Here is a 25,667-nt window from a genome sequence, read left to right as displayed (position 1 = left end):
AATCACGATCGACTGGCCGATCCTGCTTCAGCGGATCCATTTTCAGGAGGATCGCTGTGAAGATCGTTGCTATTGAGGCCAATATTGCTGCGGGGAAAAGCACCCTGCTGGTACCTCTGGCGGCGGCGTTAACAGAAAAAACAGGCGCAAACTGGAGTGTAATAAAGGAGCCCGTGGATGAAGATCCGGTATTTCTTGAACTGCTTCAGGTGTTCGTTGAGAACCCGCACGATGCTGACGCCAGAGTGGCCTTTCAGCTCTATATCACCGCTTCCCGCCAGCGTCTGTTAAACAACATCCCGGAAGGCAACTACGTTATAGAACGTTCCCTGTTCAGCGACATCGTGTTCTGCCATGTGAATTTCCTGATGACTGAACAGCCATCGGCCCGGTATATGTCTTATTTCTACCAGATTAAGGATAACCTGCAGCGCTATCCGCATATCGATTTGGTGGTCTATATCGATCGCGACGCCACGGCCTGTTTTAACGACTGTATGGCGCGAGCACGGCCTGGGGAGGATAAATACATGCTGGACTACTTTGAGGACGTTAAAGCCTTTCACGACGCCTGTCTGCCGCAAATTACCCGTCAGTATGGCTCAACGCTGCTGACGCACAAGGTTCGGTCGGGATTTGCATGCCCTGAAGCGCTGGCAAATGCGGTGATAGGGAAGCTGAAGAAGTTATAAGATTCTGTTTCGCCAAAAGCAAAAAACCAGCCCGTAGGCTGGTTTCTTTAAATAGTGGTGCCCGGACTCGGAATCGAACCAAGGACACGGGGATTTTCAATCCCCTGCTCTACCGACTGAGCTATCCGGGCAACGGGGCGAATTAAACCCGATCCGCCTCGTGCCGTCAATGGAATTTGTTGATTTCGCTACTGACCGCACACTCTGTCGCCAGTTTGCTGCGATCTCAGGCAAAAAACGCGGTCCACAGGGCGGAAAGCGGCATGGCGATCACCAGCGCAGGCAGCATATTGACTACCGCAAACATCTTAATTCCGCAGATCCGCAGCCCGGTTGCCAGCAGCAGCAGACCACCAACGGCGGTAAAGTCCGCCATCATTGCTGGCGTGGTCAGCGGTAAGATTAATGTGGCGCAGGTCGCGAGGGCGAGCTGGATAAGCAGCATCGGCACGCAAATCGCGGCAACCGCGATACCCAGCGTGGTCGCAAAAATCGTCGCGGTAAAGAAATCCAGGAAGGCTTTAGCGATAAGGATGCTGGGGTCGCCGGTCATTCCCTCCTGCATCGAGCCAAAAATCCCCGTGCCGCTGGCGCAAAACAGAATGATGATGGCGACATAGTTCTGGATAAACGCGTCGTGACCACCACCTTTCTGTTTCCCACGGGAAAGCAGGTTTTTCGCTTTGCTGACGGCGCCGTTAATCCCTTTCTCCAGATAGCAGAACTCTCCAATCAACGCTCCGAGCAGCGTTGCCAGCACCATCACCGGCAGGTTGGCGCACTTGATGACCAGCAGAATACCAATCCCCAGTGAGGCGAGGCCAAAGATTGAGGGCATCGAGGAGCGAATACGCTCCGGTAATCGCTGGCTTAGCACGGCGCCAAGTACGCCGCCCAGCAGCACGGCTCCCGCATTAATGAACGGTCCAATAACCACTGTGAACTCCTGTTATTTACTCATTGATATTGCATTATTATTACTCTTTTCAGTGAGTAATCGCCAAGTTAATCCCATTTTTTGCATAATGATTCCTTCTTGCGCCCCCTGGCGAAAGGTGACATTATTGCGCGAATTTTCTCCTCTCAGATACGAGGCCGCCAATGCACAGACTCTCTCTCGCTCAAATGGCTGGCCGTATCGACACATCTTATTCTACGCTCACCATGCGGTGAGGGTAACGCAGGCTCACTGCAGGACAACAGTAAAACCAGACGCGTTCTGCTTTTACTGATGTCTGGCGGTCGGAGCTGAACTCCGGTCAGACACATTCGTTGGGCAGGGGGACTCCCTGTCCGGGGCTTTTTCACGCCTTGCACGGGTATTTGCGCTTATGAAATCAATGAAAATTGCCGTCAGCCGCGAGCTGGCGTCCGCCTTATCCACACACCGGGAAGTGGTGACGCTGGATAACACAGATTTTACGGATGTGGCGGCAGTCGTCATTACCGTCGCTGAAAGTCACAGCGGCATCCTCGCATTACTGAAACGCACCGGTTTTAACCTGCCTGTATATATGTTCTCGCCACAGCCTGTTGAAACCCCTGCGGGTGTCGATGCTGTGATCGATGGCAAAGCGCAGGAGTGGTTAGAGCTGGAAGCCGCGGCCTGTCGCTATGAAGAGAACCTGCTGCCGCCGTTTTTCGACACTCTCAGCCAGTACGTGGCGATGGACAACAGCACCTTTGCCTGCCCGGGGCATCAGCACGGGGCATTCTTTAAGAAACACCCGGCAGGCCGTCAGTTCTTCGATTTCTTTGGTGAGAATGTCTTTCGTGCCGATATGTGCAACGCCGACGTGAAGCTGGGCGATCTGCTGATCCATGAAGGTTCTGCCAAGCATGCGCAAAAGTTCGCCGCGAAGGTGTTTAACGCCGACAAAACCTATTTCGTCCTCAACGGCACCTCGGCCGCCAATAAGGTGGTGACCAATGCGCTGCTCACCCGTGGCGATCTGGTGCTGTTTGACCGCAACAACCATAAATCCAACCACCATGGCGCGCTGATCCAGGCCGGAGCGACCCCGGTTTATCTCGAAGCGGCGCGTAACCCGTTTGGCTTTATTGGCGGCATCGATGACCGCTGCTTTGACGAGACCTATCTGCGGGAGCTGATCCGCGAAGTGGCGCCGGAAAAAGCCCGTGAAGCGCGTCCGTTCCGTCTGGCGGTGATCCAGCTCGGCACCTATGACGGCACCATCTATAACGCCCGCCAGGTGATCGACAAGATCGGTCAGCTGTGCGACTACATCCTGTTTGACTCCGCGTGGGTGGGTTACGAGCAGTTTATCCCGATGATGGCGGACAGCTCGCCGCTGCTGCTGGAGCTCAACGAGAAGGATCCGGGGATTTTTGTCACCCAGTCGGTGCACAAACAGCAGGCCGGGTTCTCCCAGACCTCGCAGATCCACAAAAAGGATAACCATATCCGCGGCCAGGCGCGTTTCTGCCCGCATAAGCGCCTCAACAACGCCTTTATGCTTCACGCTTCCACCAGCCCGTTCTATCCGCTGTTTGCAGCTCTCGACGTTAACGCCAAGATCCATGAAGGGGAGAGCGGACGTCGGCTTTGGGCCGAGTGCGTTGAGCTGGGTATCGAGGCGCGCAAGGCGATTATCGCCAACTGCAAGATGATTAAGCCGTTTATCCCGCCGGTGGTGGCCGGGCGTCCGTGGCAGGATCATCCTACCCATGCGATTGCCAGCGAGCTGCGTTTCTTCAGCTTTGAGCCGGGGGCCAAATGGCACGGCTTTGAGGGCTATGCCGAGGAGCAATACTTTGTCGACCCGTGCAAGCTGCTGCTGACCACGCCGGGTATCGATGCTGAAAGCGGGGAGTATACTGACTTTGGCATCCCGGCGACCATTCTGGCGCACTACCTGCGTGAGAAAGGCATCGTTCCGGAGAAGTGCGATCTTAACTCCATTCTGTTCCTGCTCACTCCCGCGGAGAGCGCAGAGAAGATGGCGCAACTGGTGGCGATGCTGGGCCAGTTTGAACAGCACATTGAGGACGATACCCCGCTGGCGGATGTCCTGCCGACCATCTGGAAGAAATACCCGGTGCGCTATCGCGACTATACCCTGCGTAAGCTCTGCCAGGAGATGCACGATCTGTACGTCAGCTTTGACGTGAAGGATTTGCAGAAAGCGATGTTCCGTAAAGAGAGCCTGCCCACCGTGGCGATGAACCCGCAGGATGCTAACCAGGCCTTTATTCGCGGTAACGTCGAGCTGGTGCGCATCAGCGAAGCCGAAGGGCGTATCGCGGCGGAGGGGGCGCTGCCATACCCGCCGGGCGTGCTGTGCGTGGTGCCGGGCGAACTCTGGGGTGGGGCGGTGCAGCGTTACTTCCTGGCGCTGGAAGAGGGCGTCAATTTGCTGCCCGGTTTTTCACCGGAACTGCAGGGCGTTTACAGCGAGAAGGATGCGGACGGGATTAAGCGGTTGTACGGGTATGTACTGAAGTAAAAAAATTCCCCCCTCGCAGGAGGGGGGAACCTAACAGATTAATGCGCGACGGTCTGCGCACCTGTTGGAGTACGAACATGTTTGTACTTGAACAGCGCCATGAAGGCGAAGGCCAGCACCAAAGAGTAGCCTGCGAAGATCAGCCACACCGGCTGCCAGTCAGTAATACCGTTAGTGGTATACATCTCCACAACCTTACCGCTCACCACGCCGCCGAGAATACAGCCGAAGCCGTTGGTCATCATCAGGAACATGCCCTGGGCGCTGGCGCGGATTTCCGGACGAACCTCTTTCTCCACAAACACGGAGCCGGAGATGTTGAAGAAGTCGAAGGCGCAGCCGTAGACAATCATCGACAGCACCAGCAGCACGGTACCGAAGGCTGACGGGTCGCCGTAGGCAAACAGACCGAAGCGCAGCATCCACGCGAAGATACTGATCATCATAACGTTCTTAATGCCGTAGCGGCTCAGGAAGAACGGGATGGTCAGGATGAACAGCGTTTCGGAGATCTGGGAAATCGACATCATCACCGACGCATGCTCTACGATAAAGCTCCCGGAGAACAGCGGGTCGTTATCGAAGCTGTGCAGGAAGGTATTGCCGAACATGTTGGTGATCTGCAGCTCCGCACCCAGCAGCATGGAGAAGATAAAGAAGATCGCCATGCGTTTGTTTTTAAACAGCGCGAAAGCATCCAGGCCGAGCATGGCGCTCCAGCTCTGGTTTTTCTGCTGGTTAGAGACCGGAATGTGCGGCAGGGTCAGGGTAAACAGCGCCAGCACCACGGAGAGTACCGCCCCGATATAGAGCTGCATGTGGCTCAGTTCGAAGCCCGCGAAGCTCACGCCCCACATCGCCATGATAAAGCCGATGGTGCCCTAGATACGGATCGGTGGGAAATCGGTGACGATATCCATACCGGCGTCTTTCAGACGGTAGTAGGAGATGGTGTTAATCAGGCCCAGCGTTGGCATATAGGCCAGCGAGTTAAGCAGGATCACCATAAACATCGCCCCTGGCGTGGTGACCTCGGCCGCCATAAACAGCGTACCCGCCCCCACCAGATGGCAAAGCGCATACACCCACTTGGCGCTTATCCATTTATCCGCCACGATCCCGAGCAGGGTCGGCATAAAGACGGCAGCGATACCCAAAGAGCTATAGACCGCGCCGATAGAGGCACCGTCGAATTTGAGCGTGACAAACATGTAGGAGCCGAGCGTGGTTAGCCAGCTCCCCCACAGACAGAACTGCAGAAACGACAAGATTTTAAGCTGCAGCTTAAGGTTCATGTTACTTTCCTCACAAGAGAGCGGGCTGTATGTTGGTGTAGAAACATTTGGGTTTTGTATTTGATGCAATTCTATCAGCGAGTGGCGTGATGTTTTGTTACCTCCCGCAAAAAAATGCAATCAACATTAATTTGCAGTTTGGATTGTGATGCAAATAACACTTTCCTATGGATGAGGCCTGCACTGCTGGAGAGGATCTTTACCCTCTCCGGGGAGGAGAGGGTAAAAGAGAGAAGGCTACTTTCTACGATAGTTCTTTTGCGCCGTATTGACCTTATAAAGATAGCGGCGTGACTCGGCGGCGGGGTGACGGGTGGTCAGGGTCTGGTAAACATCCCCTGGCGACATGCTGTTGATAATGCTCGCCGCCTTCAGTTTATCGCTGGAGAAGACCCGCAGCACGCTGCCCGCACCGCCGTTATAGGCGGTGATGACCGCATAGCGACGCGAGGTCGGGTTATCAATGCCGCTCAGGTAGACGTTGTTCAGCATCGCCAGATATGCGGTACCGGTATCAATATTGCTGGCGGGATCAAAGAGATAACTGCGGCCTGGCATGCCAGATTTCCCCTGCGCGCGGAACACATCTTTTCCGGCGCTGTGCTGAACAACCTGCATCAGGCCCAGGGCGTCGGAGCGGCTCACCGCATACGGGTTAAACGACGATTCGGTCTGCATAATCGCCAGGATCAGCGACTCATCGACACCGTATTTACGCGATGCCTGACGGACCATCCCCACATATTTGTGCGCACGTTTATCGAGGTGGTTTGGCACCAGGTTAATGGTCACGCTGTAGATAACGCGCAGGCCGTTGCTGCGGCTTTTCAGGCGGGTTTGTAGCAGATAGTTGGCAAAGTTGTTGGCACGACCTTCCCAGCGAATGGACTGACCGGTTTGATCCACCACCTGGCCATACAGGAACGGCTCTTTCGAGATGGTGATGTCGTCGGCGTCGGAGTAAAGGTCGATAGAGCCCGGATCGTCACCCATCAGCAGGGTTTTGACGATCGCCTCACGTAAACGTGCCGCAGGATCGGTTCCGGCGATGGTCTCGACGGTGATGGTACCCTCGTCAAAGTTGATGTGGCTTCGGGTCTGGTAAGCGTCGGTGTACTTAACGTAGTCTTTCGGTCCGGCGATCAGAACTTCGTTAAATCCCCATATGTTTTCGATGTTGTGGGCAAACTGCCCCATCAGAATGTCAAAACCGTTGGTGTCCTTCACCCAGGCTTCGTTATAGCTATCGCCTTTATTACTGGAGGAACACGAAACAAGTAACGGTGCAACAAGAGCAAGCGCTAAAAATTTTTTCATCATTCCGGGAGTGCGTGTTGTGTTGTTTTTGGGGCTGTTTTGCCGGGTGGCGCTTCGCTTACCCGGCCTGGTTATCGTGGGCCCGTGCAAGCGTAGCGCCGCCGGGCATCAGCCCGCACGATATTATTTTTCCGGTGGCGTGTAGCCTTCGATGTGGACGTCTTTGCCTTCAAACAGGAAATTCACCATCTCCTCTTCCAGCTGCTTGCGGTGTTCAACGTTCATCATGTTGAGCTTGCGCTCGTTAATCAGCATGGTTTGCTTGTGCTGCCACTGCGCCCACGCCTCTTTTGAGATCTCGTTATAGATGCGCTTACCCAGGTCGCCCGGATAGAGCTGGAAGTCCTGGCCTTCTGCGTCGCGTTGCAGGAAGGTACAAAAAATTGTTCTGGCCATACTGAATCCTCTTTGTCGCCCGGAGCTAAACCGTTGCCCCGACACGTAATTGCTGTAACAGGCGCTCTACGGGAGCTGCCAGCCCCACTGACGGCGGTTGCGCTAAGTTATACCAGAGAGCGGTGCCTTCATCCATGCACGAGGTGAATGAGGACACGGGAAGCCACATTGGAACAATATCCAGATGGAAGTGGCTAAAGGTATGGCGAAACGCGTTGAGCTGCACAAGAGTATCGGCAGGGATGCCGCGTTGCGCCAGCCAGTCGCGAAGCCCATCCTCATCTTCAAACTGCGGGAAACAGAATAAGCCGCCCCATAAACCGCTTGGTGGACGCTGGGCGAGCCAGACCGTCTCCTCGTGCTGCATCAGCAGAAAATAGCCGGTGCGCTCGGGCAGCGTCTGCTTCGGCTTTTTACCGGGATACTGCGCCCAGCTGTGGTTGGCATAGGCCACACACAGATTATTCAGCGGGCAGAGTTCGCATTTGGGCTTCGAGCGGGTGCAGACCATCGCCCCCAGATCCATCATCGCCTGGTTAAAGCGTTCAACGCCGCGAGCGGGAGTGACCGCCTCGCTGATTTCCCACAGGCGCTTTTCCACCTCCTTCTTGCCCGGCCAGCCGCCAACGGCATAGCAGCGTGCCAGCACGCGCTTCACGTTGCCGTCGAGAATGGGGAAGTGTTTCCCCAGCGAAAGGGAGAGAACGGCCCCGGCGGTAGAGCGGCCGACGCCCGGCAGGGCAGCCACTTCCTCGAAGGTTTCCGGGAATTTACCCCCGTGCAGCGACACCACCTGCTGGGCGGCTTTATGCAGATTGCGGGCGCGGGCGTAGTAGCCGAGCCCGGTCCACAGATGCAGCACCTCATCAAGCGGGGCGTTCGCCAGATCGGTCACGGTGGGAAAACGCGCCATAAAGCGCTCAAAGTAGGGGATAACGGTAGCGACCTGCGTTTGTTGCAACATCACCTCGGAGAGCCATACTTTGTAGGGTGTTTTTTCAGTTTGCCAGGGCAGGGTTTTACGCCCGTATTTGTCGTACCAGTCCAGCACCTGGGCTGAAAATTGAGAGGCTTGCATGGTCTTCGCTTCGCGATATCAGGGACGCAGATTGCAGCACAGCGGCATGCGGCTGTAAACCGGATCTTTCCCATGCTTGCATCCCATCATTAACTTTGGATAATGCCCGTTTCCCGAACATTCTCACAAGCAGACTACTCTTTTATGAAAAACGACGTCATATCACCGGAATTTGATGAAAACGGCCGCCCGCTACGCCGTATTCGCAGCTTTGTCCGCCGTCAGGGGCGCCTGACAAAGGGACAGCAACATGCGCTGGATAACTACTGGCCGGTGATGGGCGTAGAGTTCACCGAACAGCCGCTCGACTTTGTTGAGCTGTTTGGCCGCGACGCGCCGATTACGCTGGAGATCGGTTTCGGCATGGGCGCTTCGCTGGTGACCATGGCAAAAGCGCGTCCGGAGCAGAACTTCCTCGGTATCGAGGTTCACTCACCGGGCGTGGGTGCTTGCCTGGCGACGGCCCATGAAGAGGGCGTCGAGAATCTGCAGGTGATGTGTCATGACGCGGTAGAAGTGCTGCACAAGATGATCCCTGACAATTCTCTGAACATGGTTCAGCTCTTTTTCCCTGACCCATGGCACAAAGCACGTCATAATAAACGCCGTATCGTTCAGGCGCCGTTTGCCGAACTGGTCAAAAGTAAACTGAAGCTGGGTGGCGTTTTCCACATGGCCACCGACTGGGAACAGTATGCGGAGCATATGCTGGAAGTGATGTCGACGCTCGACGGGTATAAAAACCAGTCGGCGAGCAATGATTATGTGCCGCGTCCTGACTCACGTCCGGTAACGAAATTTGAACAGCGTGGCCATCGTCTTGGTCACGGCGTATGGGACTTAATGTTCGAGAGGGTGAAATAATGGCAAAGAACCGTAGCCGTCGTCTGCGTAAGAAAATGCATATCGAAGAATTCCAGGAAATTGGTTTTTCGGTTGCATGGCGTTTCCCGGAAGGCACCAGTGTAGAAAAAATTGATGAAGACGTGGATGCTTTCATCAATGAAGTTATCGAGCCGAACAAGCTGGCATTTGACGGCAGCGGCTACCTGGCGTGGGAAGGTTTGATCTGCAAACAAGAGATCGGCCAGTGCACCGAAGAGCATCAGGCTATCGTACGTAAGTGGCTGGAAGACCACAAATTCGAAGACGTGCGCATCAGCGAACTTTTCGATATTTGGTGGGACTAATAGAGCATCAGGGGCCAGCAATTGCTGGCCCGTTTTGTATGAGGGAGAATATATGATGCGCAAAACGCTGCTTGCTACGGCTTTAATGACCACGGCTCTGACCGCTCACGCAGACTACAAATGCGAAGTCACGCCGCGTGACGACGTGATCCTGAGCCCGCAAACCGTGCAGGTAAAAGGTGAGAACGGCAATCTGGTGATCACTCCGGATGGCAACGTCATGTTTAACGGCAAGCAATACACGCTGAGCGCAGCCCAACGTGAACAGGCGAAAGATTACCAGGCCGATCTGCGCAGCGCGCTACCATGGATCGACGAAGGCGCTCTGACCCGTGTGGAAAAAGGCCGTGTCGCGCTGGATAAGATCATTGCTAAAGAGGTAGGGGAGAGCAGCAATATGCGCTCGCGCCTGACCAAACTGGACGCGCAGTTAAAAGAGCAGATGAACCGGATTATTGAACATCGTACCGATGGCCTGACGTTCCACTATCAGGCGATCGATCAGGTACGTGCCGACGGCCAGCAGCTGGTAAATCAGGCGATGGGCGGCATTCTGCAGGACAGTATCAACGAGATGGGCGCTAAAGCAGTGCTGAAAGGCGGCGGCAACCCGCTGCAGGGCGTGCTGGGTAGTCTGGGTGGCCTGCAAACTTCCATTCAGAACGAGTGGAAGAACCAGGAAGCGGATTTCAAGGAGTTTGGCAAAGACGTGTGTAAACGCGTGGTTTCGCTGGAAGAGAGCCGCAAGGGGCTGGTCAGCGGCCTGAAATAAGCCACATTATCCAGCAAAGGGGATCTCCCTTTGCTGGTCTGAACTACATCAATCCCAGCAGTTGCGGGATACACAACGAAATTGCCGGGACATAGGCGATAAGCATTAGCGCTATCAACAGGGCCGCGTAGAACGGCAATAACGGTTTGATCAGCTGCTGTATATTTACCCCTGAAATTGAACAGCCGACAAACAGCGCACTTCCCACAGGCGGTGTCAGCAGGCCAATACAGAGATTGGCCACCATCATGATGCCAAAATGCACCGGATCCATCCCCAAATCCTGGGCTATAGGCAAGAAGATGGGCGTGAAGATCAGGACCGCAGGGGTCATGTCCATAAAGATCCCCACAATCAGCAGCACGATGTTTATCAACAGCAGAATAATCAGCGGATTATCAGAAATGCCCATAAGGGTATCGCTGATTAAGTAAGGGATATCCGCGTTGGTCATTGCCCATGACATGCCCACGGAAAAGCCGATCAGCAGCAGGACTATGGATGTCATCACCACCGACTCCAGAATAAGCCTGGCTAAATCTCGCCATTTCACTTCACGATAAATCAGCACCGACAGGATGAAGGTGTAGATCACGGCAATGGCTGAGGCTTCGGTAGCCGTAAAGATGCCGCCAAGAATACCCCCCATAACGATGATCACCAGCAGCAGGCTCGGCAGAGCATCGAGCAACGCTTTTAGCGCCTGTGCGCAGGTGGGACGCTCAGCCAGTGGCCAGCCGCGACGCTTAGCAATGACCGCGCAAACGAGCATAATCGCCAACCCCATCAGGATCCCCGGCAGGTAGCCCGCCATAAATAAAGAGGCTATCGAGACGCCGCCTGCGGTGAGGGAGAAAACAATCAGCACATTGGAAGGCGGAATGAGCAGGCCGGTGATACAGGAGGAGACGTTTACCGCGGTGGTGAAGGCGGGATCGTAACCCTGCTTTGTCTGGATGGGATGAAGCGTACCGCCAACGGCCGCGGCCGCCGCAACCGCGGAACCTGAGATAGAGCCAAACATCATATTCGCCAGCACGTTCACATGGCCGAGCGAGCCGGGCACCCGACCCACCACCACCTGCGCCAGCCTGATCAGCCGTATGGCGATCCCGCCGCTGTTCATCAGCGTGCCCGCAAAAATAAAAAAGGGGATCGCCAGCAGCGAGAAATTATCTAAACCGTTCGCCAGGCGCTGGGAAACCGTAATGACGGCGATCTCCCATGGAAACATCAGCAGCATGGAGGCCACGGTGGCGATACCGATTGAAAAAGAGATCGGTATCCCGATGAAAACCAGCACAAAAAAGCTGCCAAAAAGCATCAGCGCTACTGCGTTTTCCATTATATCGTCTCCGGAGATGTACTCTTAAAATGTAGAAAGCTCTGACACACGTAGTTCAGGGCATAAAACATCATGACCAGGCCGCTAAGCGGCAGTATGAGATACACGTAACCCATCGGGATCTGCATCGCTGCGGAGACCTGCGCCGTCTCAAAGGTTTTACTTATCAGCCTGATGCCTCCCGTCACGATGACCAGGCCGGCAAAAACAAAAATCATCACATTCACAAACAGGTTCAACAGGGCCTGCTTAGGACGGCTGAGTGATAACGCGAGAAGATCGATTGAGAGGTGTCGCTGAGCGCCAACGGTATAGGCCGCGCCGAGCAACCCAACCCATATCATTAAAAACCGTGCCAGCTCATCGGTGAGTGTGCTGGGCTGGTTAAGGACGTAGCGGCTGATTACCTGCCACACGACACAGACGACCAGTGCAACCATTACTATCACGCAAAAAGCAGCAATGACGCGGTCTACCGCAGCCTTAAGGCGGTTTAATATCATGGCGAATATCCCGTTAAAACAGGGTCTGAACAGACCCTGTGAAAAATTACTGCTTCGCAGCGTTTTCAAACTTCGCCAGCAGGGCGGCTTGTTTGGGATCTTTTTTGAAATCATCGAACAGCGGCTGAACTGCGGCGCGGAAAGGGGCTTTATCCACTTTAACGATTTCACCACCCATCGCTTTTGCCTGAGCGCGGGTATCGGCATCAATCTGCTCCCACAGTTTTTGCTGATAGGTCTGAGAGTTAAGGGCGGCTGTCGCCAGAATGTGTTGTTGTTCAGCTGTCAGGGCATTCCAGGTTTTGGTGGCGATAACCAGAAAGTCCGGGATAGCTGCATGTTCATCCTCAGAGAACACCTTAGCGATTTCAATATGGCGCGTTTGTACCCATGACGGAACGTTATTTTCCGCCCCGTCAACCACACCCTGCTGCATGGCGGTATAGACTTCGCCGAAGGAGACCGGGGTTGGCGAGCCGCCCATTAGCTCCACCATTTTGATCGTGGTTGGGCTTGGCTGAACACGAATTTTGAGGCCCTTCAGATCCGCCGGTTTAGTAATGGGTTTTTTAGCATAGAAACTTCGGGTACCCGCGACATAAGCGGATAAAGCAAAGAAGCCTCTCTCTTTAGTGGATTCCATAATATCTTTGCCGATCTCGCCAAATACAACGGAATTAAAATGCTGCTGATCGTTAAATAAGAAAGGTAAATTATAAATAGCATAAATATTGTCAAAGGATTCCAAATCACTGGCCGATCCTTTGGTCATATCCAGCGCGCCATTTTGTAGGAGCTCCATTGTTTCACGGGCATTCCCCATTTGACTGCTGGGATATATCCGCACGGTCATTTTGCCGCCGGATAACTGGTGTACATCTTTCGCCAGGGCTTCGAATGCGCGATGGACGACGTGGCTGCGTTCAAGGTTATGTGCGAGTTTAAAGGTCACTCTCTCTGCTGCGCTGGCAGGAAAAGTGAATAAGGTCATCAGAAAGGCCCATAACAATAAAAATAGATGCGTTCTTTTTTCCATTATTAAGCTCCATGCTAAAAGATGTCAGAATGAATTCCGTTACGCGATGCTCTTATTTGTATGACAGATTTACAAAGTTGTCGTACATCTGGCGCAATCATAATCACAATTTTCAGCTGGGGTAGTGCTTTATTATTAAAATGTGCGCTGGATTGGAGAAATAAAACGAGAGAGATTAATGGTTTTAGTAATAATATCCGGCAGGCGCCCGGTTATAATTAAAATATCGTGCAGGATAGTCGGTTTTACCGATATATATGAATAATGCGCCCGAAGGCGCATCGAAAATTACTCAGCAAGGAACAGCTCCAGCAGGGAATTGAGAAACAATTTACCCTGCTGAGTGATCTGCCAGTCGTGTTCGCACTCGGTCAGATAACCTTTGGCGATGGCTTCATCCAGCTGAGGACGAATCACCGTTTCAGGTAACCCGGTATACAACGCAAACTCCGCGCGCGGCGCGGCTTCCAGCAGACGGAAGCGGTTCATAAAGAACTCAAACGGCTTATCTTCGGCCTCGACGTCATGGCTGCGCTCCAGATAGCGCCCTTCCATATAGCCACGCGGATGGCGCGTTTTGGCGGTTCGCAGAATGCGACCGTCCGGGAAGGTCACTTTGCCGTGGGCACCGCAGCCAATCCCCAGGTAGTCGCCAAAACGCCAGTAGTTCAGGTTGTGCTGACACTGGTAGCCCGGCTTTGCGTAGGCCGAGGTTTCGTACTGCTGATACCCGGCGGCGGTCAAAAGCCTATGGCCCTGCTCGAAAATATCCCACAGCGCGTCATCATCAGGCAGCACCGGCGGGCGCGAACCAAACAGCGTGTTCGGCTCAATGGTCAGCTGATACCAGGAGAGATGCGGCGGGTTCAGTTCGATGGCCTGGCGTAGATCGTCCAGCGCTTCTTCCAGGGACTGATCCGGCAGGCCGTGCATCAGGTCGAGGTTAAAGCTGCGCAGGCCCAGCCCGGTCGCCAGATGTGCAGCGCGCTTTGCCTCACCCGGGCCATGAATACGCCCCAGACGCTTTAACTTCGGCTCGCTGAAGCTCTGTACGCCAATGGAGATCCGGTTTACCCCGGCACGCTGATACTCGACAAAACGATCGGCCTCAACCGTACCCGGATTGGCCTCCATGGTAATTTCTGCATCCGCTGCCAGATTGAGGCGCGCACGCACGCCATCCAGCAGCGTCTGCATCGCCGGGCCCGAGAGCAGGCTCGGCGTACCGCCACCAATGAAGATAGTCTTAACTTCACGTCCCTGCGCGTAAGCTACGTCGGCGTCCAGATCGGCAAGCAGATGCTGAACGTAATCGTCATGAGGCACTTCGCCTTTCAGCGCATGCGAATTGAAATCGCAGTACGGGCATTTCTGCACGCACCACGGGATGTGAATATAAAGGCTCAGAGGTGGCAAATTAGCCATTACGTAACGCTTCCAGTAACAGTTTCAGTGCGCGCCCACGATGGGAGATCGCGCTTTTCTCTTCGCGGGTCAGTTCCGCAGCGGTTTTGCCCTCGGTCGGGACAAAGAAAATCGGATCGTAGCCAAAACCGCCGTTGCCTGCCGCCTCGCGGGCGATGACACCCGGCCAGCTGCCGTGGCAGACAATCGGGGTAGGATCCTCGGCATGTCGCATATAGACCAGCACGCAGTGGAACTGCGCCTGGCGCTGCTCATCCGGTACATCCTTGAGCGCGTCCAGCAGCTTTTCGAGGTTCTGCCGATCGCTGGCATCGACGCCGGAATAGCGGGCGGAGTAGATCCCTGGCGCACCGCCCAGCACGTCCACCGCCAGACCGGAGTCATCGGCAATGGCCGGCAGACCGGTCACCTGCGCCGCATGGCGCGCCTTCAGAATGGCATTTTCGATAAAGGTCAGGCCGGTTTCTTCGGCCGAGTCCACGCCCAGCTCGGTCTGCGCGACCACATCCAGACCGAAATCATTTAACAGCGAGGCCAGCTCGCGCACCTTACCGGCATTACCGGTAGCGAGAACAACTTTTTGCATGTGTTAATCCTGTTGTATCAGAGCCGCGACTTCCGTCGGGATTTGTTGCGGATTAAGAATTTTGACCTGCTTGTGGCGGCCCAGTTCACCCTTCTCGATCAGCACCTGGCTTTTCGCGACGCGAAACTGTTTTGCCAGATACTTCACCAGATGGGCATTGGCCTGGCCATCCACAGGAGGGGCGGTGATGGCGACTTTTACTTCGTCGCCATGCAGCCCGATGATAGTGTCGCGGCTGGCTTTCGGCTGAATATACAGCCGTAAAACCAGCCCGTCGGCGCAGGTGCTGACAGCACTCATAACGCCATCCACAGCCCCGGCAGCAGGATGTTGCCCGTGGACTGCAGCAGTTCAGCGATACCCATGTTGATCACGTACAGCAGCAGCACGAGGATCATCGGGGAGAAGTCGATCCCGCCCATGGCAGGCAGCAGGTTACGGATCGGGCGCAGCAGCGGCTCGGTAAGCTGAATAAGGGAATATTCTACCGGGCTACGACCACGGCTGACCCAGCTCATGATCGCCATCACCATTAGCACCCAGAACACCAGCAGGCCGATCGTTTTTAGCAGGATCAACACCGCCGCGATCCAGATGATCGGCTGGAAGGTGATGACCATAAACAGCACGATCGCTTTTACCACGCACAAAATCAGCGCCACCAGCAGAGAGGCGCTGTCAATCGGGCCCATCGGCGGGATCACCCGGCGCAGCGGCCCGATAATCGGCTGGGTCACTTTGACGACAAACTGTGAGAAGGGGTTGTAAAAATCACAACGGGCCCACTGCATCCAGACGCGCAACAAAAGCACCATCGTATACAGTTCAATGACGGTTGAGAGCAGGAAGGTCAACGTCTTCATGGCGTTCCTCAGGTTTCCTTATTATTGGGTGTAATCGCGCGCACCGAAAATTGCTGTGCCGATGCGCACCATGGTGCTGCCAGCCGCAATCGCGGCAGCCATATCGTCCGTCATGCCCAGTGAAAGCGTGTCGACCGTTGGGAAGCGTGTTTTAAGCGCCTCAAATGCTACAGCCATTTGCCGGGCGACGGCAAACTGCCTGTCGTAATCTGACTCCGGGGCCGGGATCGCCATTAACCCGCGAAGCCTGAGGCCAGGCAGCATCGCCACCTGATCCGCCAGTTGTTCCAGTTCCTCCAGAGCAATACCTGACTTGCTGTTTTCATCGCTAATGTTGATTTGAATCAGCACGTTAAGCGGTGGCATCTCTGCCGGGCGCTGCTCGCTCAGACGGCTGGCGATACGCAGACGATCCACCGTATGACACCAGTCAAAATGCTCCGCCACCAGCCGGCTTTTGTTCGACTGTAATGGCCCGATAAAGTGCCACTGCAGATCCGCGGTGCCTTTTTCCCGGAAATGGCGGATTTTTTCCACCCCTTCCTGCACGTAGTTTTCACCGAACATGCGCTGGCCTGCATCGATCGCTTCTGCGATGGCGCTCGCAGGCTTGGTTTTACTGACTGCAAGCAACGTAACTTCTTCTGAACTACGGCCGCAAACTGTTGCCGCGGCTGAGATTTTGTCCCTGACCTGTGCCAGGTTATGCGCAATGTCGTTCATTTTCCGAGGATCATTAAATGGATATGGAAGAAATTGTGGCCCTTAGTGTAAAGCATAACGTGTCGGATCTACACCTGTGCAGTAACGCACCACCGCGCTGGCGGCGGCGAGGGGAAATGGAATTCGCCCCTTTTCCGGGGCCGGATGTGGTGATGCTGCTCAAACGCTGGCTCAGCGACGAACAGCAGGGGGCATGGTGCGCCCAGGGGCAGGTGGACTTTGCCGTTACACTGGAGCACCACCGGCTGCGGGCCAGCGCCTTCGCCCATACGCAAGGGTGTTCGCTGGCGCTCCGGCTGTTGCCCGAAAAGTGCCCTCAGCTGTGTACCCTGGACACGCCGCGAGCGATCCCCGAGCTGCTCACCAGCGATAACGGGCTGATTCTGGTAACCGGGGCCACCGGCAGCGGTAAATCCACCACGCTTGCGGCCATGGTCGACTTTCTCAATCACCACAGCGACGGGCATATCCTGACCCTGGAAGATCCGGTGGAGTTTATCCATCAGAGCAAGCGTTGTCTGGTGCAGCAGCGGGAGATTGGCCTGCATTGCCCCTCTTTTGCCGATGGGCTTCGGGCTGCGCTGCGTGAAGATCCTGACGTGATCCTGTTAGGCGAACTGCGCGACAGCGAAACGATCCGCCTTGCGCTCACCGCCGCAGAGACCGGACATCTGGTGCTGGCGACCCTGCATACCCGGGGGGCCGCCCAGGCGATAGAGCGGCTGGTGGATGCCTTCCCGGCCGAGGAGAAAGAGCCGGTACGTAAGCAGCTGGCTGGCAGCCTGCGGGCGGTGCTGGCGCAAAAGCTCGAAAGGGATAACCAGCAGGGGCGCGTCGCGCTGTTCGAGCTCCTGGTTAACACCCCTGCGGCGGCCAATTTGATCCGCGAAGGTAAAACCTGGCAACTGCCCGGGGTGATCCAGACCGGGTTGCAGGCAGGGATGCAGAACTTTGAGCAGAGCCGTGCTGAACGCAGGGCACAGGGGCGGCTTTAATACGGCAGAGAATGAATTTCGCGGCCTTGTATCCTTCTGCATGGGCGGTAAAATCGAGCCTCTGATTGCACACCTTGAAAGCGGCTATGTCATCACAACCGAACCAAAGTCTTATCGACGGCATTCGCTGTCTGCAATATCTGGTTTCCAGCGGCCGCGCCATCGGCTGTCGTGAACTTGCGCGGCTAATGGGGATCAACACCACCCGTGTGAACCGTTTGCTGATGACCATGGCCTCTATTGGCCTGACCATGCAAGACGAGCACCGACGCTACCTGCCTGGTCCCGGCGCCCTGGCGGCCCAGTCAATTCGCGGCTCCGAGCTCTTCTCCCGCGCCTTGCCCCGGCTGGAACGCAATGCGCCACGCGATATCGTGGTGGCGCTGGGCGTGCTGTGGGAGGATCAGGTGATCTATATCTGGCACTCCGTGCCCGGCAGCCAGACCACCCAGGCGCTGGCCGGTTTCCACATGCTGCCTGCCTGGCAATCAGTGATAGGCATGTCGCTGCTGGCGAGTGAGACGGACGAGGCGCTGATACCGCGCTTTACGCCCGAGCAGTGGCAAAACCTTGCCCCGCATGTGGCGCAGCAGCGTCAGCAGGGGCATGTGGTCTGGCACCATGATGACGGCGAAGTGTCGATGGCTATACCCGTGGGCGTGCATCATGCCGCGCTGGCCTTTGCCGGTATGTGGAATGTTGAGGATGAGCATGTCCGCACGCGTCTGGCTGAGCTGACGGCGCTCAACGCCACGTTGCTGGAAGAGTAAGGGGTATTTGCCCGGCGTACCGGGCAAAGGGAAGGGGATCAGTAACCCTGCTCGAAGAAGCTTTCGAGGATAATCACCGCCGAGGCGGAATCGACGCTGCCTTTAGTGAGCGCGCGAAAACCGCCGTGCTCAAAGAGGCCGGCGCGGGCTTCTACCGTGCTCAGTCGTTCATCGTGCAGCTTAATCGCCACGCCAAAACGGCCATGGATTTTATTGGCAAAATTGCGTGCGCGTGCAGTCAATGGCTGTTCGGTGCCATCCATATTCAGCGGCAGCCCGACAATCACTACCTCCGGCTGCCACTCTTTCAGCAGACGCTCAATCAGGTTCCAGTCCGGCGTGCCGTTTTGCGCCTTCAGCGCCGTTAGCGGACGGGCGGTGCCGGTGATGCGCTGGCCGATCGCCACGCCGATACTTTTGGTGCCGAAATCAAACGCGAGAAGCGTGCCGCTCATCAGGCATGCCCCGCTACGCCAGGCATGGTCTGGATATCAATGCCAATCAGCTTAGCCGCATCACGCCAGCGATCGGCGATAGGCGTTTTAAACAGGATATTTAAATCTGCCGGGGCCGTCAGCCAGGCGTTATCCAGGATCTCCTGCTCAAGCTGGCCTTTTTCCCATGAGGAGTAGCCAAGCGCCACCAGCACATCGGCTGGCTGCTTTTCCGTGCCCAGGGTTTCCAGCACGTCGCGGGAGGTGGTGATCACGGTGTTGTCAGAGATACGGATACTGGAGGAAAAACCTGGCGGCGTATGCAGAATAAAGCCGCGATCTTCCGCCAGCGGGCCGCCCAGCATCACCGGTTTGTCGAGACGAATTTCTGGAACTCGTTCGTCCTGGGAAATTTTTAATTTGTCCAGAATGCCTTCAACAGACAGATTTTCCAGCGGTTTATTTATGATAATACCCATCGCGCCATCTTCGCTGTACTCGCAGATGTAAACGACCGCACGACGGAAAATCGGATCCTGGAGAGCAGGCATGGCAATCAGAAAGTGATGCTGTAAATTCATTGTCAGAGGTTCTGTTTCCTGGTTTAAAAAGCGACAGCATCCAGTATGCGGACAAAACCCGACACTGTCACTATACACTTCACCCTGCACGCTGCCGAGGCAACGGCTGCGCCTTGATGCAGCATGAATGGCTGTGTGTATAAATTTTGGGACTATTACTGCTTCAGACGTTTTTCGATCGCATCCATCAGCATGCCGGTAATAGATACCGGGAACACGGCTTCGATTTCGCGAATACAGGTCGGGCTGGTAACGTTCACTTCCGTCAGGCGATCGCCAATGATGTCGAGGCCAACAAAGATCAGCCCTTTGGCTTTTAACATCGGGCCGACGCGGCGGGCAATTTCCCAGTCGCTTTCGGTCAGCGGACGCGGTTCGCCACGGCCACCGGCCGCCAGGTTACCACGGGTTTCGCCGCCCTGAGGGATACGCGCCAGGCAGTACGGCACCGGCTCACCATCCACCACCAGCACGCGCTTGTCGCCGTCGACAATCGCCGGGATATAGTTCTGCGCCATGCAGTAGCGGGAGCCATGCTCGGTCAGGGTTTCGGCGATCACGCCGAGGTTCGGGTCGCCCTCTTTAACGCGGAAGATAGACGCACCGCCCATGCCGTCCAGCGGTTTCAGGATGATATCGCCGTGTTTCTGCCAGAAGGCTTTCAGCTGCGTTTTGCTGCGCGTCACCAGCGTCTCTGGCGTCAGGTCGGAGAACCAGGCGGTGTAGAGCTTCTCGTTGCAGTCGCGCAGGCTCTGCGGTTTGTTGACGATCAGCGTCCCTTTCTCTTCTGCACGCTCAAGGATATAGGTGCAGTAGATGTATTCGGTGTCGAACGGCGGATCTTTACGCATCAGGATGACGTCGAGTTCGGCGAGGGGCAGATCCTGCTCGGAGCCGAATTCGTACCATTTATCGTAATTCTGCTCGACGTTGACGATGCGGGTGCGCGCACGGGCTTCGCCGTTAATCAGATACAGGTCGCTCATCTCCATATAGTGGAGCTGATAACCGCGACGTTGCGCTTCCAGCAGCATAGCGAAGCTGGAATCTTTCTTGATATTGATGCTTGTGATGGGATCCATCACGATGCCGAGCTTAATCATTGTCTTCTCCGTTAATGCTTCAACCTAAATCGCCAAAACGCACCTGCAGGGCCGTAATGGCGGTTAGCGCGGTGGTCTCAGTACGCAGAACGCGGGGTCCCAACAGAATATCAGTAAACTGGTAGCGTGCGGTCATGGCGATCTCATCCGCCGACAGGCCTCCTTCCGGGCCAATCAGCAGCCGCACGCGTTCAACCGGCAGCGGCAGGGTGTTGATGCTGGCGCTGGCGCGAGGATGCAGGTTGAGCTTCAGACCCTGTTCCTCTTCCGCACACCAGGCTTCAAGATCCATTGCCGGGCGGATCTCCGGGACGCGATTGCGGCCACACTGTTCACAGGCGGCAACGGCGATCTTCTGCCACTGCTGGAGCTTCTTATTCAGACGTTCAGCATCCAGTTTAACGCCGCAGCGTTCAGAAAAAAGTGGCGTAATGAGGCTTACACCCAGTTCGATCGATTTCTGGATAGTGAATTCCATTTTTTCGCCGCGCGACATCACCTGGCCTAAGTGAATATGCAGCGGCGATTCACGATCGTCGATTTCGCCACGCAAGATACTCACCTGCACGCTTTTTTTATCGGCGCGGGTGATTTGTGCCTCAAACACTTGGTTTGAACCATCAAACAGCTGAATCGCCTGACCTGCGCCCATGCGCAGCACGCGGCCAACGTGGTTGGCCGCCTCTTCAGAGAGGGCAATTTTACTGCCTGCGGCAATCATTTCGGGATGATAAATACGAGGAACACGCATAGTTAAGAAGTCCATCAAGAGCTGAGTCCCTTGCACATTCTGCCCCCTCTTTCCTGTGGGAAGAGGGGGAGAGTGAGGGGTACGCAAAGAAACAATTGCCGCTAGTGTAGGTTAGCTCTTTTGCGCCTGGCAAGCGCGCTGGACGTACGGGTTGTGATTCCCCTGCACTTTGGCAATGCGCTCATCGCGCTGGCACTCCCAGGCGGTCACCGGATAGAGTTTATCCCAGGCGTTAAAGAGCTGGGTTTGCTGGCGGGAGAGATTGAGGTCATAGCGATCGCGCATATAGAAGTAGGTGCGGGCGATGCTGCCCCGGGCGCGGGCTGGCGGTTCGGCGAGCTTCTCTTTGAAATCCACCTTCATCGCACACTGACCATACTGGCCTTCACCGCCGTTCCACTGGCTGTACATAAAGTTGCCGCGATCGCCATTCACTTCGCCCACGGCGGGTTGCAGGTTATGCATATCGCTCTCTATCTGGCGATAGACCGGGTCTTTGGCGCAGTTTTTACGCCCGCCATCCTGCCAGCACTGACGCTGGTGGCCAAACTGCCAGGCCGGGACCACATGTTCCCATTCGATACGGCTGGCGCGGTTCTCATTTTTACGCACTTTGTAGCCGCAGGAGGCCAGATCCACGACCCCTTTTTTGCCCTGCCAGTTAATTTTGCAGCCACAGTAAAAATCGCCCGCGACGTCAGCATTGACCTTCACGCCTGCGGCTTTTGCCTGAGAAAAGCTGTGGATACCTTCGGCCAGCGCATGGCCTGAGAACGCGGTCGTCAGAAACGCGACCGCGAGAGAGAAATTACGGGACATCGTGAACTCCGTGTCAAAACGAGCCCGCAACGTAACGAAAGTTGTTCCTGTATGCAATCAGGTAGATCAGGAATGTTCCTGATAATTCTGCCGCTTACTCCGCAATAAGGGGTTCGCCGCACTTCACGCAGCGGTAGGTGGCTTCGCCGCGCACCACCCGGTTATGGCGACGCACGGTGAGCTGGTGCTGCTGGCACTGGCAGCGGTAAGGGAAGGTATTGCGCCGTACTGAATCAAGCTCGAACTGGTGCGTGCGACGAGCTGGAACGCCCAGCACCGCTTCCATCATCCATTTCCACTCTTTGCCGTGGGGCGCCACGCGGCCAAAATGCTTCCACACCAACAGGTGCGCCAGCTCATGCGGGATCACTTCGTCGATAAAAGCCTGCTGGTTTTCCAGCATCAGAACCGGGTTGAGGCGGATCTCATACGCGTCCAGCCAGGCGGTGCCGGCTGCGGTGCCGCGCTGCTGCCAGACCAGTTTCGGTTCAGGGTAGTTCCGGGCGAGCTTAAGGTTGGCCTGCGCCAGGCTGTCACGCAGGCTGCGCATAGCGGCTTGCTGGAGCGCAATGGGGAGACGGGGTGTTTTCATAACGGCAGAGCATAGAGCCTGTAGCGGGGCGGTGCAAGCGGCTTCCTCCCGGACGGGAGGAAGCCGGAAGGATCAGTCGTGAGCGCCGATTTCGCGTAGCGGACGACCTTTCATCAGGTTACGTTCAATACGTTCCAGCGACACATGTTTGGTTTCAGGAACCAGCCACAGCGTCAGTACGATAAACACCACGTTCAGACCGCCGTACACCCAGAAGGTATTGGCATTGCCCAGGGTATCGAGCATGGTCAGGAAGGTTGCGCCGACGATCATGTTGGCGATCCAGTTAGTGGCGGTGGAGCAGGTGATGCCGAAATCGCGTCCTTTCAACGGCTGGATCTCGGAACACAGCACCCAGATCAGCGGGCCTGCGCTCATTGCAAAACCAACGATAAACATCAGCAGCATCCCGACGGCTACGTACTGCATGGCTGAGGATTCGATACCGACATGCAGCATCGTGCCCAGCACGCCCATACCAACGGCCATGACCAGGAAGCCCAGCGTCAGCGTCGGTTTACGGCCCCAGCGATCCACCAGACCGATGGCGATAAAGGTCGCCAGCACGTTGGTCAGACCGACGATCACCGTGCCCCACATCTGCTCGGTGGTGTTGCTGTACCCCGCCAGCTCAAAGATTTTTGGCGCGTAATACATGATGACGTTCATCCCGGTGAACTGCTGCATCACCTGCAGCAGCACGCCAAGGAACACCGCCCGGCGGAAGTTGCTGTTCTCTTTGAACAGCGCCCAGCCACTCTGTTTGACCTTCAGGCTTTCGCGGATCTCTTCCAGCTCGCGTTTCGCTTCTTCACTGGTATCGCGCAGGCGCAGCAGCACGCGCTCCGCATCGTTAAAGCGCCGTTTGGCCGCAAACCAGCGCGGGCTGTCAGGGAGGAAGAAGACGCCGATCAGCAGCAGGATCGCCGGGATAATAATTACCCCCAGCATCCAGCGCCATGCGCCGCTGTAGCTGAACGCGGTATCGGACAGGTAGGCCCCGAGAATACCGATGGTGATCATCAGCTGATACATGGAGATCATGCTGCCGCGAATTTTCTCCGGCGCGATCTCAGACAGGTAAAGCGGGGCGGTGTAAGAGGCGACGCCTACCGCCAGGCCCAGCAGCACGCGGGAGACAATCAGCACTTCCACGTTAGGGGCCGCTGCGGAAAAGAGAGAACCGGCGACAAACAGAATGGCACCAATCATCAGGCTCTTTTTACGCCCGAGCTTGAAGGAGAGCCAGCCGCTGCCGACCGCGCCGACCGCCGCACCGAACATCATCGAGCTCACCACCCACTCCTGGGTGTGGGAGTTGATCTGGAATTCATCCGTTATGAACGGTAAGGCCCCGGCAATGACGCCGATATCAAGACCGAAAAGTAATCCTGCCAGGGCGGCAAGGAAGCAGACGAAGAACGTCATCGTCTTGTTGGACGTCCGCCCCTGTTTTTTATTGTCAGGCATTTTGCCCTCCATTTGGCTTAGCTGTTTCATCAATGTAAAGATTTGATTAGGAAACAGTAAAAGTATGTCAGAGGGGGAGGTGTGACAAAGAGAGTATTCCGAAAGGAGGCTGATTTTATCTGGATGTAAGCGATTTCATGGAGGGCGTTATGTAGCAGAAAACAGAAAGGCCAGCACGGGGCTGGCCTTTCAGAAACGCTGTCAGTCGATTATTTCAGACCGGCAGCGTCACGCAGCTGGGCGGCTTTGTCGGTTTTTTCCCATGGGAAATGTTCGCGACCAAAGTGACCGTAAGCGGCGGTTTCTTTGTAGATTGGGTGCAGCAGATCCAGCATCTGGATCAGGCCGTATGGACGCAGGTCGAAGAACTCGCGCACCAGCAGGGTCAGCTGCTCTGAAGGCACTTTTTCGGTACCAAAGGTTTCAACCATGATGGAGGTAGGTTCCGCCACGCCGATGGCGTAGGAGACCTGGATCTCACAGCGGTCAGCCAGACCCGCAGCAACGATGTTTTTCGCAACATAACGTGCTGCATAGGCTGCGGAACGGTCTACTTTAGACGGATCCTTACCGGAGAAGGCGCCGCCACCGTGACGCGCCATGCCGCCGTAGGTATCAACGATGATCTTACGACCGGTTAGACCGCAGTCGCCCATTGGTCCACCGATAACAAAGCGGCCCGTTGGGTTGATGAAGTATTTGGTAGAGGCGTTCAGCCACTCGGTCGGCAGAACCGGCTTGATGATCTCTTCCATCACCGCTTCCTGCAGGGATTTCTGGTCGATATCTTCAGCGTGCTGCGTGGACAGAACCACCGCGTCGATGCCGACAATTTTGCCGTCGTCGTACTGGAAGGTCACCTGGCTTTTCGCATCCGGACGCAGCCACGGCAGGGTGCCGTTTTTACGCACTTCAGCCTGACGCTGCACCAGACGGTGAGCATAGGTGATTGGCGCTGGCATCAGCACGTCGGTTTCGTTGGTGGCGTAGCCAAACATCAGGCCCTGATCGCCCGCGCCCTGCTCAAGCGGATCGGCACGGTCAACGCCCTGGTTGATGTCCGGGGACTGTTTGCCGATGGCGCTCAGTACGGCGCACGAGTTGGCATCAAAGCCCATATCAGAATGCACATAGCCGATTTCACGCACGGTGTTACGGGTGATCTCTTCGATATCAACCCATGCACTGGTGGTGATTTCACCGCCAACCATTACCATGCCGGTTTTGACATAGGTCTCACAGGCGACGCGCGCTTTTGGATCCTGCTCGAGGATCGCATCCAGCACTGCATCAGAGATTTGGTCAGCAATTTTATCAGGATGTCCTTCTGATACGGACTCGGACGTAAACAGGTGTTTTGCCATGTTTTAATTTACCTAAGGAGAATTTGTTTAGCTCAAACTGTCGTGTGGGATAGCCGTGGCAGGGTTTTCCACCAGGACTTGCAGATGATGACACTGGCAG

27 protein-coding genes, 1 tRNA gene and 1 pseudogene are annotated in these 25,667 nt (G+C 55.7%); 7 read left to right on the top strand and 22 right to left on the bottom strand.

Annotated features, from left to right (window positions below; translation table 11 throughout):
* Positions 1–56 precede the first annotated feature (56 nt).
* Entirely contained in the window at positions 57–692 is a 636-nt protein-coding gene (locus GNG27_RS19495) for a deoxynucleoside kinase (RefSeq protein ID WP_156264611.1), read from the top strand.
* Positions 693–747: 55 nt separating this feature from the next.
* Here the strand turns inward: GNG27_RS19495 and GNG27_RS19490 are convergent.
* Positions 748–823: transfer RNA gene (locus GNG27_RS19490), tRNA-Phe, on the bottom strand.
* A gap of 95 nt (positions 824–918) precedes the next feature.
* Positions 919–1,629 (bottom strand): DUF554 domain-containing protein, encoded by a 711-nt coding sequence (locus GNG27_RS19485; protein WP_142487062.1) that lies wholly within the window; start codon positions 1,627–1,629, stop codon positions 919–921.
* Positions 1,630–2,023: 394 nt separating this feature from the next.
* Here GNG27_RS19485 and GNG27_RS19480 point away from each other — a divergent pair, with 394 nt between their 5' ends.
* A complete protein-coding gene (locus GNG27_RS19480; RefSeq protein WP_156264610.1) occupies positions 2,024–4,159 on the top strand; it encodes an ornithine decarboxylase in 2,136 nt (711 codons plus the stop codon).
* Positions 4,160–4,197: 38 nt separating this feature from the next.
* Here the strand turns inward: GNG27_RS19480 and GNG27_RS19475 are convergent.
* The 4 genes and pseudogenes from GNG27_RS19475 to mutY form a co-directional block, all read right to left on the bottom strand.
* Positions 4,198–5,454, bottom strand: a pseudogene (locus GNG27_RS19475) (nucleoside permease).
* A gap of 237 nt (positions 5,455–5,691) precedes the next feature.
* Positions 5,692–6,771, bottom strand: a complete 1,080-nt coding sequence (gene mltC / locus GNG27_RS19470) for a membrane-bound lytic murein transglycosylase MltC (protein WP_142487059.1) — start codon at positions 6,769–6,771, stop codon at positions 5,692–5,694.
* Between the two features lie 123 nt (positions 6,772–6,894).
* Positions 6,895–7,167, bottom strand: coding sequence for an oxidative damage protection protein (locus GNG27_RS19465; protein WP_142487058.1), 273 nt, complete (start codon positions 7,165–7,167; stop codon positions 6,895–6,897).
* Between the two features lie 25 nt (positions 7,168–7,192).
* Complete coding sequence (gene mutY / locus GNG27_RS19460) at positions 7,193–8,245, bottom strand: A/G-specific adenine glycosylase (RefSeq protein ID WP_142487057.1); 1,053 nt, start codon at positions 8,243–8,245, stop codon at positions 7,193–7,195.
* 144 nt (positions 8,246–8,389) lie between these two features.
* Here mutY and trmB point away from each other — a divergent pair, with 144 nt between their 5' ends.
* From trmB to GNG27_RS19445, 3 genes are read left to right on the top strand one after another with little or no spacing between them, the layout of a single operon-like run.
* The gene (trmB, locus tag GNG27_RS19455) at positions 8,390–9,109 is read left to right on the top strand and encodes a tRNA (guanosine(46)-N7)-methyltransferase TrmB (protein ID WP_156264609.1); all 720 of its coding nucleotides are present in this window, start codon (positions 8,390–8,392) and stop codon (positions 9,107–9,109) included.
* Complete coding sequence (locus GNG27_RS19450) at positions 9,109–9,435, top strand: YggL family protein (RefSeq protein WP_142487055.1); 327 nt, start codon at positions 9,109–9,111, stop codon at positions 9,433–9,435. Before trmB ends, GNG27_RS19450 begins: the two co-directional genes overlap by 1 nt.
* A gap of 52 nt (positions 9,436–9,487) precedes the next feature.
* The gene (locus tag GNG27_RS19445; RefSeq protein ID WP_142487054.1) at positions 9,488–10,207 is read left to right on the top strand and encodes a DUF2884 domain-containing protein; all 720 of its coding nucleotides are present in this window, start codon (positions 9,488–9,490) and stop codon (positions 10,205–10,207) included.
* Between the two features lie 43 nt (positions 10,208–10,250).
* On the opposite strand, the gene GNG27_RS19440 is transcribed toward GNG27_RS19445, so the two are convergent.
* The 8 genes from GNG27_RS19440 to GNG27_RS19405 all read right to left on the bottom strand — a co-directional run bounded on the left by GNG27_RS19440 (position 10,251) and on the right by GNG27_RS19405 (position 16,688).
* The gene (locus GNG27_RS19440; protein WP_156264608.1) at positions 10,251–11,552 is read right to left on the bottom strand and encodes a TRAP transporter large permease; all 1,302 of its coding nucleotides are present in this window, start codon (positions 11,550–11,552) and stop codon (positions 10,251–10,253) included.
* A complete protein-coding gene (locus GNG27_RS19435) occupies positions 11,552–12,055 on the bottom strand; it encodes a TRAP transporter small permease (RefSeq protein ID WP_156264607.1) in 504 nt (167 codons plus the stop codon). The genes GNG27_RS19440 and GNG27_RS19435 overlap by 1 nt, the downstream gene beginning before the upstream one ends.
* Positions 12,056–12,101: 46 nt before the next feature.
* The gene (locus GNG27_RS19430) at positions 12,102–13,046 is read right to left on the bottom strand and encodes a TRAP transporter substrate-binding protein (protein WP_370462900.1); all 945 of its coding nucleotides are present in this window, start codon (positions 13,044–13,046) and stop codon (positions 12,102–12,104) included.
* Positions 13,047–13,379: 333 nt separating this feature from the next.
* Entirely contained in the window at positions 13,380–14,516 is a 1,137-nt protein-coding gene (gene hemW, locus GNG27_RS19425) for a radical SAM family heme chaperone HemW (protein WP_142487050.1), read from the bottom strand.
* Complete coding sequence (locus GNG27_RS19420) at positions 14,509–15,102, bottom strand: XTP/dITP diphosphatase (RefSeq protein WP_142487049.1); 594 nt, start codon at positions 15,100–15,102, stop codon at positions 14,509–14,511. Before GNG27_RS19420 ends, hemW begins: the two co-directional genes overlap by 8 nt.
* Before the next feature lie 3 nt (positions 15,103–15,105).
* A complete protein-coding gene (gene yggU / locus GNG27_RS19415; RefSeq protein WP_103822821.1) occupies positions 15,106–15,402 on the bottom strand; it encodes a DUF167 family protein YggU in 297 nt (98 codons plus the stop codon).
* On the bottom strand, positions 15,399–15,965 hold the full coding sequence (locus GNG27_RS19410) for a YggT family protein (protein ID WP_142487048.1): 567 nt from the start codon (positions 15,963–15,965) through the stop codon (positions 15,399–15,401). The genes yggU and GNG27_RS19410 overlap by 4 nt, the downstream gene beginning before the upstream one ends.
* A gap of 21 nt (positions 15,966–15,986) precedes the next feature.
* Entirely contained in the window at positions 15,987–16,688 is a 702-nt protein-coding gene (locus GNG27_RS19405; RefSeq protein ID WP_156264605.1) for a YggS family pyridoxal phosphate-dependent enzyme, read from the bottom strand.
* A gap of 17 nt (positions 16,689–16,705) precedes the next feature.
* Here GNG27_RS19405 and GNG27_RS19400 point away from each other — a divergent pair, with 17 nt between their 5' ends.
* Both GNG27_RS19400 and GNG27_RS19395 read left to right on the top strand, forming a co-directional pair.
* Positions 16,706–17,683, top strand: coding sequence for a type IV pilus twitching motility protein PilT (locus GNG27_RS19400; RefSeq protein ID WP_156264604.1), 978 nt, complete (start codon positions 16,706–16,708; stop codon positions 17,681–17,683).
* 86 nt (positions 17,684–17,769) lie between these two features.
* A complete protein-coding gene (locus GNG27_RS19395) occupies positions 17,770–18,453 on the top strand; it encodes an IclR family transcriptional regulator (protein ID WP_156264603.1) in 684 nt (227 codons plus the stop codon).
* Between the two features lie 38 nt (positions 18,454–18,491).
* Here GNG27_RS19395 and ruvX read toward each other — a convergent pair whose 3' ends face one another.
* The 8 genes from ruvX to metK form a co-directional block, all read right to left on the bottom strand.
* Positions 18,492–18,908, bottom strand: coding sequence for a Holliday junction resolvase RuvX (gene ruvX, locus GNG27_RS19390; protein ID WP_142487044.1), 417 nt, complete (start codon positions 18,906–18,908; stop codon positions 18,492–18,494).
* The gene (locus GNG27_RS19385) at positions 18,908–19,468 is read right to left on the bottom strand and encodes a YqgE/AlgH family protein (protein WP_142487043.1); all 561 of its coding nucleotides are present in this window, start codon (positions 19,466–19,468) and stop codon (positions 18,908–18,910) included. Before GNG27_RS19385 ends, ruvX begins: the two co-directional genes overlap by 1 nt.
* 155 nt (positions 19,469–19,623) lie before the next feature.
* Positions 19,624–20,571: a glutathione synthase gene (gshB, locus tag GNG27_RS19380; protein ID WP_156264601.1), complete on the bottom strand. Its 948-nt coding sequence runs from the start codon at positions 20,569–20,571 to the stop codon at positions 19,624–19,626.
* Between the two features lie 19 nt (positions 20,572–20,590).
* Complete coding sequence (gene rsmE, locus GNG27_RS19375) at positions 20,591–21,322, bottom strand: 16S rRNA (uracil(1498)-N(3))-methyltransferase (protein ID WP_156264600.1); 732 nt, start codon at positions 21,320–21,322, stop codon at positions 20,591–20,593.
* 111 nt (positions 21,323–21,433) lie between these two features.
* Positions 21,434–22,141: a deoxyribonuclease I gene (gene endA / locus GNG27_RS19370; RefSeq protein WP_156264599.1), complete on the bottom strand. Its 708-nt coding sequence runs from the start codon at positions 22,139–22,141 to the stop codon at positions 21,434–21,436.
* 94 nt (positions 22,142–22,235) lie between these two features.
* Positions 22,236–22,733 (bottom strand): SprT family zinc-dependent metalloprotease, encoded by a 498-nt coding sequence (locus GNG27_RS19365; RefSeq protein WP_156264598.1) that lies wholly within the window; start codon positions 22,731–22,733, stop codon positions 22,236–22,238.
* A 72-nt stretch (positions 22,734–22,805) separates the two neighbouring features.
* On the bottom strand, positions 22,806–24,203 hold the full coding sequence (locus GNG27_RS19360) for a sugar porter family MFS transporter (protein WP_156264597.1): 1,398 nt from the start codon (positions 24,201–24,203) through the stop codon (positions 22,806–22,808).
* 209 nt (positions 24,204–24,412) lie between these two features.
* Entirely contained in the window at positions 24,413–25,567 is a 1,155-nt protein-coding gene (metK, locus tag GNG27_RS19355; RefSeq protein ID WP_142487038.1) for a methionine adenosyltransferase, read from the bottom strand.
* Positions 25,568–25,667: the final 100 nt, after the last annotated feature.

This window comes from Leclercia sp. 119287 (assembly GCF_009734485.1).
GTDB lineage: Bacteria > Pseudomonadota > Gammaproteobacteria > Enterobacterales > Enterobacteriaceae > Enterobacter > Enterobacter adecarboxylatus_C.
The sequence above is the reverse complement of the archived record's forward strand: the minus strand, read 5'-3'. Positions and strand labels throughout refer to the sequence as shown.

What these genes read in the sequence shown, in the direction of transcription:
- GNG27_RS19480 (WP_156264610.1), top strand. Translation starts at nt 2,024, where the DNA reads ATGAAATCAATGAAAATTGCCGTCAGCCGCGAGCTGGCGTCCGCCTTA.
- mltC (WP_142487059.1), bottom strand. Translation starts at nt 6,771, where the DNA reads ATGAAAAAATTTTTAGCGCTTGCTCTTGTTGCACCGTTACTTGTTTCG.
- GNG27_RS19465 (WP_142487058.1), bottom strand. Translation starts at nt 7,167, where the DNA reads ATGGCCAGAACAATTTTTTGTACCTTCCTGCAACGCGACGCAGAAGGC.
- mutY (WP_142487057.1), bottom strand. Translation starts at nt 8,245, where the DNA reads ATGCAAGCCTCTCAATTTTCAGCCCAGGTGCTGGACTGGTACGACAAA.
- trmB (WP_156264609.1), top strand. Translation starts at nt 8,390, where the DNA reads ATGAAAAACGACGTCATATCACCGGAATTTGATGAAAACGGCCGCCCG.
- GNG27_RS19450 (WP_142487055.1), top strand. Translation starts at nt 9,109, where the DNA reads ATGGCAAAGAACCGTAGCCGTCGTCTGCGTAAGAAAATGCATATCGAA.
- GNG27_RS19445 (WP_142487054.1), top strand. Translation starts at nt 9,488, where the DNA reads ATGATGCGCAAAACGCTGCTTGCTACGGCTTTAATGACCACGGCTCTG.
- GNG27_RS19440 (WP_156264608.1), bottom strand. Translation starts at nt 11,552, where the DNA reads ATGGAAAACGCAGTAGCGCTGATGCTTTTTGGCAGCTTTTTTGTGCTG.
- GNG27_RS19435 (WP_156264607.1), bottom strand. Translation starts at nt 12,055, where the DNA reads ATGATATTAAACCGCCTTAAGGCTGCGGTAGACCGCGTCATTGCTGCT.
- GNG27_RS19430 (WP_370462900.1), bottom strand. Translation starts at nt 13,046, where the DNA reads ATGACCTTATTCACTTTTCCTGCCAGCGCAGCAGAGAGAGTGACCTTT.
- hemW (WP_142487050.1), bottom strand. Translation starts at nt 14,516, where the DNA reads ATGGCTAATTTGCCACCTCTGAGCCTTTATATTCACATCCCGTGGTGC.
- GNG27_RS19420 (WP_142487049.1), bottom strand. Translation starts at nt 15,102, where the DNA reads ATGCAAAAAGTTGTTCTCGCTACCGGTAATGCCGGTAAGGTGCGCGAG.
- yggU (WP_103822821.1), bottom strand. Translation starts at nt 15,402, where the DNA reads ATGAGTGCTGTCAGCACCTGCGCCGACGGGCTGGTTTTACGGCTGTAT.
- GNG27_RS19410 (WP_142487048.1), bottom strand. Translation starts at nt 15,965, where the DNA reads ATGAAGACGTTGACCTTCCTGCTCTCAACCGTCATTGAACTGTATACG.
- GNG27_RS19405 (WP_156264605.1), bottom strand. Translation starts at nt 16,688, where the DNA reads ATGAACGACATTGCGCATAACCTGGCACAGGTCAGGGACAAAATCTCA.
- GNG27_RS19400 (WP_156264604.1), top strand. Translation starts at nt 16,706, where the DNA reads ATGGATATGGAAGAAATTGTGGCCCTTAGTGTAAAGCATAACGTGTCG.
- GNG27_RS19395 (WP_156264603.1), top strand. Translation starts at nt 17,770, where the DNA reads ATGTCATCACAACCGAACCAAAGTCTTATCGACGGCATTCGCTGTCTG.
- ruvX (WP_142487044.1), bottom strand. Translation starts at nt 18,908, where the DNA reads ATGAGCGGCACGCTTCTCGCGTTTGATTTCGGCACCAAAAGTATCGGC.
- GNG27_RS19385 (WP_142487043.1), bottom strand. Translation starts at nt 19,468, where the DNA reads ATGAATTTACAGCATCACTTTCTGATTGCCATGCCTGCTCTCCAGGAT.
- gshB (WP_156264601.1), bottom strand. Translation starts at nt 20,571, where the DNA reads ATGATTAAGCTCGGCATCGTGATGGATCCCATCACAAGCATCAATATC.
- rsmE (WP_156264600.1), bottom strand. Translation starts at nt 21,322, where the DNA reads ATGCGTGTTCCTCGTATTTATCATCCCGAAATGATTGCCGCAGGCAGT.
- endA (WP_156264599.1), bottom strand. Translation starts at nt 22,141, where the DNA reads ATGTCCCGTAATTTCTCTCTCGCGGTCGCGTTTCTGACGACCGCGTTC.
- GNG27_RS19365 (WP_156264598.1), bottom strand. Translation starts at nt 22,733, where the DNA reads ATGAAAACACCCCGTCTCCCCATTGCGCTCCAGCAAGCCGCTATGCGC.
- GNG27_RS19360 (WP_156264597.1), bottom strand. Translation starts at nt 24,203, where the DNA reads ATGCCTGACAATAAAAAACAGGGGCGGACGTCCAACAAGACGATGACG.
- metK (WP_142487038.1), bottom strand. Translation starts at nt 25,567, where the DNA reads ATGGCAAAACACCTGTTTACGTCCGAGTCCGTATCAGAAGGACATCCT.